This is a genomic window from Streptococcus danieliae (genome assembly GCF_009767945.1).
GTDB classification, from domain to species: domain Bacteria; phylum Bacillota; class Bacilli; order Lactobacillales; family Streptococcaceae; genus Streptococcus; species Streptococcus danieliae.
Map to the genome: position 1 here is coordinate 1 of NZ_WSRS01000073.1, position 8,639 is coordinate 8,639.

The following is an 8,639-nucleotide window of genomic DNA, read 5'->3' on the forward strand; positions in this document are numbered from 1 at the left end:
GGGAGCAGAGTCTAGTGCGATTATTATGACTCTAATTGAGACAGCCAAACTCCACCAAGTGGACAGTGAAAAATATATAGTTTTCCTACTAGAACATTTACCAAACGAGGAGACTCTCGAAAAAAAGGAGGTTCTAGAGGCTTATTTACCATGGGCAAAACAAATACAAGAGCATTGTCGTTAAAGAAACCTCCAAGATTCAAAGCAAGCTGCTTACAATCTTGGAGGTTTTTTGATGTACCCTGTTATTGGGCGCTTACGATTTTACAACTGTGACAATCGCTCTTCTTCTCGATAGGAAAAATAAGCTTCCTGGGTGATAATCAAATGATCCAAAAGTTGGATTCCTAGAGTCCCTGCTGCCTCTGCCAAGATGCGAGTCACTCGATCATCATTGGGACTGGGTTTAAGAGATCCTGACGGATGATTGTGAACCACAATTAAGGAGGTCGCCATGTGTTTAACGGCATAATGAAGTATTTCGCGTGGTTCGGCTAGGCTTCTGCTAACAGAGCCAATAAAAATCGTTCGTTCTTCTAAAATCTGATTACGGGTATCCAAATAGATAGCTCGGAGATGCTCCTGCCTCAAGGAGCCTAGTTCCTTGACCAAGCGCAGACCTAATTGATGACTGGATAGGACGGCTTGATCTTTTTTTAATTTAGCTTGATCAATCCGCTTCCCTAACTCGACCATGGCTTTTAACTCAATTGCCTTGACGAGACCAACCCCTGGAATAGCCTGTAACTCACTCAGGGTCAGGTAACGCAGTTCAGCCAGGCTTGTGAGATGTTTCAGCAAAAGCTGGGCAATCTCGAGCGAGGATTGGCCCTTAAGCCCTGTTCTTAAGAGAATCGCTAGCAGCTCTTGATTGCTCAATTGCTCGGCTCCTTCTTCCACTAATCGCTCCCTGGGTAAAAGGGATGGACTGGTATCTTTAATCTCGTACATATCCGTCACCTCCATCTATTTATTCGAAAATCGAGTCCAACAAAAAACGGATAAAATCCGTTTTTTGTTGTCTCCTTCTTAAGGTTCAATCCGGTTATCATACTCGGTGACCGTTGTTGTTTCAAGGGGGAAATGGATGGGGCGGAGGACCCAACGATCATCTCCTAGAGGGCCAAACCGGGTAGATAGGGTAGACTGGAACAAATTACCAGAGAGGGTAATATAGCCCACTTTAGAAGAATGCTGGCCGATTGTGGCGCTATAGGCGACAATCTTACCAGAGTTATCCTTATAAGGAACAAACTCATTGTTACGGATGACAATGCCACTAGATAGGATTGTTTCCGGATTATTGGCGGTATAATTTGGATCGATGTTCCGGAGATAAGCTCCATCCCAAACACCACTGTTATTGCTGGCATCTAGCTGGATTGCTTCAGCATAGAAGGGATGCAGGTCTGTGTTTTCTGGCAAGCTACTGGTAGCTGTCAGATTAGGAGCATAACCAGCGAAGGTGTTGCCGATAAATTCCGCATATTGAACGCCACCTAAATCAAATACATGGCTACTCATTTTATGAACCATGGTAAATTGATTGTTCCGAATCGTCCAGTTATAGCCATGATTGGCCATCAACATAAACTGATTGCCATTTTTCAGATCCTTAGCTCGGATATGCAAATCTTCCAAAATGAAATTGGTTAGGCCATCTGTCGCACCCGGTCCTGTCGCTAAACCAAACCAGAACATGGCACCATCCACGACCAAGGTTGTGTTGTTCCCTCGTAATTGAATATTCGAAGGGAGGATAAAGTACTCCTTGGCAGGATCATCAAAGCCTAGTTCAAATTCACCTTCTGGGAATTCTAAGATAGTGAAGCCGTTTTTACTGGATGCTTCCAGAGCTTGTCGGAAAATTTCATTGTTTTCCTCACGGCTATTTTCCACTCGCAGTTCGATTTGAATCGTGGTTTTCAGCTCATCTTCTTTAATATCATAAACGTGGCCCAAATTTTCAACCGAGGCCTCATAAATAATCTGATCCTGCATACGGTTAATTTTTGTAATTTGACCACTCCCTTCCAAGGTAGAAGCTGGCGCCAAATCGACATCTTCTCCCAATTGGTAGAGGGTGGCAACAGCCGACAGTTCCTTCTCTGGAATCTCCTTTTGGGTCACTCCTAACTCCAGCTCAACTTCATAAACAAAGCCTTGCTCAGGATCCTCAGTGCTCTTGATAACACGACCAATAATTTCTTCATCCCCATCCTTGTAGAGTACCTGATTTCCCTCATTAAAACGCGGTTTGGCTACTTCTTTGGGTTGAAAAAAAGAAAGGAGCGGTGCTATTAGACTCTTTTTTCCTTTTTCCAAAAAGTCTAGACTGAGAAAAAGAGCCAGTAAAAGTACTAATACTGTAAAAAGTATCCCTAAAGTTCGCCGTTCTCGTCGACGTCGTTCCGCTTTCTTCGAACGATAATCTGACATCACGGTGGTCTTCCTTTCTATTAGAAAAAGGTTTGGAACAACTTGTCCCAAACCTTGGACGATTACAGCTGCATTTGATTGTAGCTACTTTCAAATGCTTTCAAGACTTCTGGATTGGTACTATTAAAGTCGGACTCCTCTGTCAAATCAGCCTTCACAATAGTCCGATAAACTGCGGCTGCGTCCTCACAGGTCACCAGAGTCAGCTCATTTACACCTTCCGTATCCTGGATCACGTCAATCCGATCCGGTGTCACGGTCTCAACGCTCTTAATTGTATAAGTATAAACCTTGTCTTTATCTGTCAAATAGATTTTCATACCATTTTGGGCATTTTCCAATGGTGAAAAGAGCATCTGATTAGCACCTGTAATCCCAAAGACATGGTGGCTAGCTAGCGAATAGTTGCCTTTTCCCATCACCTGGTCAGCCTTCATGGTACCGGCTCCATAATAAAGAACCTCATTAGCCAAACCTTTAAAGATAGGTAGGTTAACACTCAAATCAGGAATCGCAATCCCTCCAATAACAGGGAGTTCCTGTTGATTCATTTGAGCTTCTAACACCCGCTCTGTTGATAGAGCTTCAACACTTTGGAAATCAAAATTGGCCTCTGCTGCCTTATTTTCTTCAATCTTTTCTTTGGATACTTTAGCAACCTGGTATTGGTTGGTGTGGTAAACCATAATCATATTCCGGATTGAACTGTTAAAAATCAATCCCAGAGCCACGATAAAGAGAATTCCTGCGAGCAGGTAACGTGGCCAATTTCTCGTTTTCTTTTTATTCTTCGCCATCTTCAATTGTTTCTTCCATTTCTGCATCAATTGTTGTAAAGGTTACAATCCGAGAGTCATCAATCAAACGCATGATCTTAACTCCTTGAGCAGCACGTCCGATACGGCTAATATCCGCCGCATGGGTTCGAATAACCACTCCCTTGTCGGTCATAACCATTAAATCATGTTCCTCGCTTACTGTTTTCAGGCCAACAAGCGGACCATTCTTTTCAGTGATCTTTGCGAGAATCATTCCCTTACCACCCCGGTTTTTAGTCGGGAATTCTTTGGCAGGGGTTCGTTTTCCATAGCCCAATTCTGTGATCACAACTAGATCATCTTCATCGGTTACGATACTTGCACCTACTACCTGGTCTTGGTCGCGTAGGCTTACACCCTTGACCCCGGCTGCACCACGGCCAAGCGGACGTAGACTGTTTTCCTTAAAGCGAACTGCATAACCATAGCGGGTTCCGATTAAGATTTCAGATTGGCCATCGGTCAAGAGCACATTAATCAACTCATCTTCATCGCGGAGTTTGAGAGCCAGCAAGCCATTTTGGCGGATATTTTTAAAGGCTGAAATCGGAACTCGTTTGATAATACCAGACTTGGTGGTAAAAAAGAAGAATCCTTCATCCTCCTGTTCCTTGGTCACATTCATAAGGGCCTGGATGCTCTCGCCTTCTTCCAATTTCAGCAGGTTAATAATAGGTAAACCTTTGGCTGTCCGGCCATATTCAGGGATTTCATAGCCCTTGAGACGGTAGACTCGGCCGCGATTTGTAAAGAAGAGCAGATGGTCATGGGTACTGGTCGAAACCAATTGGCTGACAAAATCGTCATCCTTGACACCAGTTCCTTGGACACCGCGTCCGCCCCTTTTTTGAGCCGTGAACTCGGACTGGTCCAAACGCTTGATATAGCCCTTATTGGATAGGGTAATCAAGACATCGGTTTCTTCGATAAGGTCTTCATCCTCAAGACTAAGAATCTCCCCAATCATCAATTCAGTTCGACGAGGATCGGCATATTTATGTTTAATCTCATCCAATTCTTCTTGGATAATTTGCTTAACACGTTCTGGTTTTGCCAGAATATCTGCTAAGTCCGCAATCAGTTCCAAGAGCTGGTCATACTCAGACTGAATCTTATCACGTTCCAAACCTGTCAGACGGCGAAGGCGCATGTCTAGGATGGCTTGACTTTGCCGTTCGGATAGTTGGAAACGCTCCATTAACTCAGCTTGAGCCTGGGCATCAGTCTCGCTATTGCGAATGATTTGAATAACTTCATCAATATGGTCCAGCGCAATTAACAGACCCTCTAAGATATGGGCTCTAGCTTCGGCTTTTTCCTTATCAAAACGAGTCCGACGAACGACAACGTCCGTTTGATGCTCAATATAGGCACCAAGGATCTCACGAAGGGAAAGAATTTTAGGAACGCCATTCTGAATCGCCAACATATTGAAGGAGAAATTGGTCTGCATCTGAGTCAGCTTAAAGAGGTTATTTAAGATAACATTGGCGGATGCGTCTCTGCGAACTTCAATCACAAAGCGAACCCCTTCTCGGTTAGACTCGTCTCTGACCGCAGTGATTCCGTCAATCCGCTTCTCCTGGACCAATTTGACAATGTGTTCTTGGACCTTGGCTTTATTGACCATATAAGGAAATTCCGTCACAACAATTCGTTCTCGGCCAGACTTGGTTTCCTCAATCTCGGTCCGAGACCGAAGGACAATAGACCCCTTCCCGGTCTCGTAAGCTCTATGAATACCTGAGCGGCCCATAACCAGAGCTCCAGTTGGAAAGTCTGGACCTGGCAAAACTTCCATCAATTCCCGAGTCGTCGCTTCTGGATTATCCATCAGCAACTTGACCGCATCAATTGACTCACCTAGGTTATGCGGTGGAATATTGGTGGCCATCCCGACAGCAATCCCGGTAGCCCCGTTAACAAGCAGATTGGGGAACCGAGATGGCAAAATGGACGGCTCCATCTCACTACCATCGTAGTTGGGAACAAAGTCAACGGTATCTTTCTGAATATCTCTTAGTAATTCGAGAGCGATTTTACTCATCCGCGCCTCAGTATACCGCTGAGCCGCTGCACCGTCCCCATCCATGGAACCAAAGTTTCCGTGACCATCAACCAGCATGTGGCGGTAAGACCACCACTGGGCCATCCGCACCATCGCTTCATAGATTGATGAATCTCCATGAGGATGATATTTACCCATGACATCCCCGGTAATACGAGCGGATTTCTTATGGGGCTTATCTGGGGTTACTCCTAAATCATACATTCCGTAAAGAATACGGCGATGAACAGGTTTTAAACCATCTCGAACATCTGGCAGAGCTCGAGACACGATAACACTCATGGCATAGTCGATAAAACTCGACTTCATCTCTTTCGTTAAATTTACATCTACAAGGTGTTTATCCTGCATTTCCAATGCCTTTCTCTACACAATACTATTTATAATTATAGCAAAAAAAAGCCAAAAAAGCACGTTATTCAATGGATTCAAGCAGGGTAACCTCAAAATAAATGCTTCCCTAGAACCGTGATTTCAATCCAGCAAAAAACGGCTGACAAGCAGCCGTTTCAAGAGATTAGTAAAGTTTCAAGTCCCGAGAATCTACAGGGAAGCTTGGATTGTATGGGTTGTGGCGAAGTTTAATCTTCTTAACATCTTCAATCGTTTGTGCTCCTGCCAATTGCATAACAGTTTTCAATTCACTATTGAGGTGTTCGAATACTTGGCGAACTCCAACACTACCTCCAAGGCTAAGTCCATAGATAACTGGACGTCCGATAGCGACTAGGTCAGCACCTGAAGCAAGGGCTTTGAAGACGTGTTGACCACGACGTACTCCTGAGTCGAAGACGATTGGAACACGTTTATCAACCGCTTCTGCCACTTCTTGAAGTGAGTCAAAGGCAGCAGGTCCACCATCGATCTGACGACCACCGTGGTTAGTTACCCAGATACCTGCAGCACCTGCACCAAGAGAACGCTCAACGTCTTCTTTACATTGTGGTCCTTTTACATAAACTGGAAGACCAGAGTACTCTGCAATAAATTCTACATCACGTGGAGAAAGTTTTTGTTTTGCAGACTCGTAAACGAAGTCCATTGTTTTACCAGCTCCATCTGGTAGATATTCCTCAACGATTGGCATACCTACTGGGAACACAAATCCATTACGCTTATCAACCTCGCGGTTACCACCAACTGTCGCATCAGCAGTCAAGACAATAGCCTTGTAGCCTTCAGCTTTTACACGGTCCATAATGTGACGGTTGATCCCATCATCTTTACTGAAGTAGAATTGGAACCAGTGTGGAGTACCATTCAAAGCTTGAGTAATTTCTGGCAAGTCAGTAGTTGAATAAGAACTAGTTGTGAAGAGGGATCCAAATTCATGAACTCCTTTAGCCGTTGCAACCTCACCTTGCTCATTTGCGAGTTTGTGAGCCGCAACAGGTGCCAGGATGATTGGAGATGATAGCTTATCTCCATAAATTTCCACTTCTGTTGAAGGATTTTCAACATCCATCAAAGTGTGTGGAACAATCAACTTATGGTTAAATGCACGGATATTTTCACGTAGGGTGAAGGTATCTTCAGCACCACTCGCAATATATCCAAAAGCAGCTTTCGGAATCACCTTTTGAGCCATTGGCTCTAGATCATAAGTATTAATAAAATCAACAGGTCCCTCAGCATTACTTGTTTTGAAAACCATAAAAATTCCTCCTTAAGTTTAACCATTTTAAACTGTTAATCACTCTATGAGGATTAACTTTAATTAATTATAGCATTATCTGAATCCGCTTTCAAATAATATGCTCAGTTTTCACAAAAAAATATTTGTTTAAGCGTTTACATCTCTTTGGACTATCGACAAAACGTATTTTGGGTGGTAGAATTGACTATGTGAGAGAGGTAACTCTCTTTAAAAAGAAAAGGAGATGTTTAGATCATGACTGTTACTAAACAACACAAAAAGGTTATCCTTGTTGGTGATGGTGCTGTAGGTTCATCTTACGCATTTGCACTTGTTACCCAAGGAATTGCACAAGAGTTGGGTATTGTAGATATCTTTAAAGAAAAAACTCAAGGCGATGCAGAAGACTTGAGCCACGCTTTGGCGTTCACGTCACCTAAGAAAATCTACGCTGCTGACTATTCAGATGCACACGATGCTGACCTTGTTGTTTTGACTGCTGGTGCTCCACAAAAACCAGGTGAAACTCGTTTGGACTTGGTTGAGAAAAACTTGCGTATCAACAAAGAAGTTGTTACTCAAATCGTTGACTCTGGATTTAACGGTATTTTCTTGGTAGCTGCTAACCCAGTAGATATCCTTACCTATTCAACTTGGAAATTCTCAGGTTTCCCTAAAGAGCGCGTAATCGGTTCTGGTACTTCTCTAGACTCAGCTCGTTTCCGTCAAGCACTTGCTGACAAAATCGGTATCGATGCTCGTTCTGTCCATGCCTACATCATGGGTGAGCACGGAGATTCTGAGTTTGCCGTTTGGTCACACGCAAACGTTGCAGGTGTAAAATTGGAGCAATGGTTGCAAGACAACCGTGATATTGACGAGCAAGGCCTTGTTGATCTCTTTGTATCTGTTCGTGATGCAGCTTACTCCATCATCGAGAAAAAAGGTGCTACCTTCTACGGTATCGCTGTTGCCCTAGCACGGATCACTAAAGCCATCTTGGATGACGAAAATGCTGTACTCCCACTTTCTACTTACCAAGTAGGCCAATACGGTATTGACGATGTCTTCATCGGACAACCTGCCATCGTTGGTGCTCACGGTATCGTTCGTCCTGTAAACATCCCATTAAACGACCGCGAATTGCAACAAATGCAAGCATCTGCTAACCAATTGAAAGCGATTATTGATGAAGCATTTGCCAAAGAAGAGTTTGCATCAGCTGTTCGTAACTAATAATAATTTTGTATGAGTTGAGAATGGGAAAGAACTAATTTTGAGAAAATTTAGTTCCTAGTCCCAGTCTCAACTTTTTTAATTATCGTCTTTTAGTTTACTTTTAGTACAAGGCAGCGAGTCATAGACAGCTCAAAAGCTACGGGGGAGGTTTTGAGCTTGGTGACAAAACTTTCGAAGAAAGTTTCAAAAAAGTACGGCAAGACGAGCTAACGCAGTCATAAAATATAAACAAAACCACTCTACCAGGAGTCAGCTCATCTCGCTCTCCTTTTAGAGTGGTTTCTTTTGGCTCTTTGTCAAGTTGTGTGGAATCCCTGAAAACTGACAGTTTTAGGCTTTTATTATTTAGCTTTTTAATAAGGGTGTTGAGATGGTTTTAACGTCAATCCGAATCCGGCTTCTTTCGAATTTCTATGAGATGCTTTCCCTGTGGTGGGGG

7 protein-coding genes are annotated in these 8,639 nt (G+C 43.5%); 2 read left to right on the forward strand and 5 right to left on the reverse strand.

Annotation, left to right across the window (positions count from 1 at the left end):
• The coding region (locus tag E5983_RS07360; RefSeq protein WP_218925461.1) for a transposase domain-containing protein at window positions 1–184 on the forward strand (184 nt) is incomplete at its 5' end.
• A gap of 80 nt (window positions 185–264) precedes the next feature.
• Here the strand turns inward: E5983_RS07360 and radC are convergent.
• The 5 genes from radC to lctO form a co-directional block, all read right to left on the reverse strand.
• Entirely contained in the window at window positions 265–951 is a 687-nt protein-coding gene (gene radC / locus E5983_RS07365; RefSeq protein WP_160333225.1) for a RadC family protein, read from the reverse strand.
• Between the two features lie 78 nt (window positions 952–1,029).
• Window positions 1,030–2,439, reverse strand: coding sequence for an HlyD family secretion protein (locus E5983_RS07370; RefSeq protein ID WP_160333226.1), 1,410 nt, complete (start codon window positions 2,437–2,439; stop codon window positions 1,030–1,032).
• 62 nt (window positions 2,440–2,501) lie between these two features.
• Entirely contained in the window at window positions 2,502–3,236 is a 735-nt protein-coding gene (locus tag E5983_RS07375) for a class A sortase (RefSeq protein WP_179924003.1), read from the reverse strand.
• Window positions 3,223–5,676: a DNA gyrase subunit A gene (gene gyrA / locus E5983_RS07380; protein WP_160333228.1), complete on the reverse strand. Its 2,454-nt coding sequence runs from the start codon at window positions 5,674–5,676 to the stop codon at window positions 3,223–3,225. Before gyrA ends, E5983_RS07375 begins: the two co-directional genes overlap by 14 nt.
• A 166-nt stretch (window positions 5,677–5,842) precedes the next feature.
• A complete protein-coding gene (gene lctO / locus E5983_RS07385) occupies window positions 5,843–6,979 on the reverse strand; it encodes an L-lactate oxidase (RefSeq protein ID WP_160333229.1) in 1,137 nt (378 codons plus the stop codon).
• 237 nt (window positions 6,980–7,216) lie between these two features.
• On the opposite strand from lctO, the gene E5983_RS07390 reads away from it, so the two are divergent.
• Window positions 7,217–8,197 (forward strand): L-lactate dehydrogenase, encoded by a 981-nt coding sequence (locus E5983_RS07390; RefSeq protein ID WP_160333230.1) that lies wholly within the window; start codon window positions 7,217–7,219, stop codon window positions 8,195–8,197.
• Window positions 8,198–8,639: the final 442 nt, after the last annotated feature.

Bases quoted from the DNA above. Each gene is read 5' to 3' on its own strand.
- radC (WP_160333225.1), bottom strand. From the start codon at position 951: ATGTACGAGATTAAAGATACCAGTCCATCCCTTTTACCCAGGGAGCGA.
- E5983_RS07370 (WP_160333226.1), bottom strand. From the start codon at position 2,439: ATGTCAGATTATCGTTCGAAGAAAGCGGAACGACGTCGACGAGAACGG.
- E5983_RS07375 (WP_179924003.1), bottom strand. From the start codon at position 3,236: ATGGCGAAGAATAAAAAGAAAACGAGAAATTGGCCACGTTACCTGCTC.
- gyrA (WP_160333228.1), bottom strand. From the start codon at position 5,676: ATGCAGGATAAACACCTTGTAGATGTAAATTTAACGAAAGAGATGAAG.
- lctO (WP_160333229.1), bottom strand. From the start codon at position 6,979: ATGGTTTTCAAAACAAGTAATGCTGAGGGACCTGTTGATTTTATTAAT.
- E5983_RS07390 (WP_160333230.1), top strand. From the start codon at position 7,217: ATGACTGTTACTAAACAACACAAAAAGGTTATCCTTGTTGGTGATGGT.